Source organism: Vibrio sp. 1557 (genome assembly GCF_033340175.1).
In the GTDB taxonomy this organism is placed as follows: Bacteria; Pseudomonadota; Gammaproteobacteria; order Enterobacterales; family Vibrionaceae; genus Vibrio; species Vibrio alginolyticus.
On the sequence record NZ_JAWOVZ010000318.1, the window covers coordinates 1 to 1003 of the forward strand.

1 protein-coding gene and 1 pseudogene are annotated in these 1003 nt (G+C 49.7%); both read left to right on the plus strand.

What is annotated here, in order from left to right; genetic code table 11:
- The coding region (locus R7070_RS26760; protein ID WP_318141598.1) for a flagellar M-ring protein FliF C-terminal domain-containing protein at positions 1-868 on the plus strand (868 nt) is incomplete at its 5' end.
- Positions 861-1003: pseudogene (locus R7070_RS26765) on the plus strand (flagellar motor switch protein FliG); the annotation flags it as partial. The gene R7070_RS26760 and the pseudogene R7070_RS26765, both read left to right, overlap by 8 nt.

Sequence of the window (1003 nt, forward strand, 5' to 3'; positions counted from 1 at the left end):
GCAAGTGGATATCCAAATGGATTTCAGTGCGGTTGAGCAAACTCGTAAACGTTTCGACCCAAATACGCCATCGACCCGCAGCGAGTACGCGTTAGAAGATTACAACAACGGCAACATGGTAGCAGGCATTCCGGGTGCGCTTAGTAATCAGCCTCCGGCGGATGCTTCTATTCCGCAAGACGTCGCGCAAATGAAAGACGGCTCGGTAATGGGGCAAGGCTCTGTACGTAAAGAATCGACCCGCAACTTCGAGCTAGATACCACGATTAGCCATGAGCGTAAGCAAACGGGCACCGTGGCGCGCCAGACTGTTTCGGTTGCCATCAAAGACCGTCGCCAAGTTAATCCAGATACAGGTGAAGTGACTTACACACCAATGTCGGAAGGTGAAATCAACGCGATTCGTCAGGTGTTGATTGGCACCGTCGGCTTTGATCAATCTCGTGGTGATTTACTTAACGTATTGAGCGTCAAGTTTGCCGAGCCAGAAACCGAGCAGCTTGTTGACCAACCGATTTGGGAACACCCGAACTTCAACGATTGGGTTCGTTGGTTCGCCAGCGCTTTAGTTATCATCGTGGTTGTGCTTGTACTGGTTCGCCCTGCAATGAAGAAACTGCTTAACCCAGCTGGTGATGACGACGATGAAATGTACGGCCCAGACGGCTTGCCAATTGGTGCCGATGGCGAAACCAGCCTAATTGGTAGCGACATTGAAAGCAGTGAGCTGTTTGAATTTGGTTCAAGTATCGATCTGCCTAACCTTCATAAAGATGAAGACGTACTGAAAGCGGTTCGTGCACTTGTAGCGAACGAACCAGAGCTAGCGGCTCAAGTTGTGAAAAACTGGATGAACGAAAATGGCTAACGATATCGTACCTCAAGATGAAAACGGCGCAGGCATGCCAGTTGAGTTTGATGCCTCCACCATTACTGGTGAAGAGAAAGCGGCCATTTTGTTATTAAGTCTGAATGAGCAAGATGCGGCTGGCATCATCCGTCA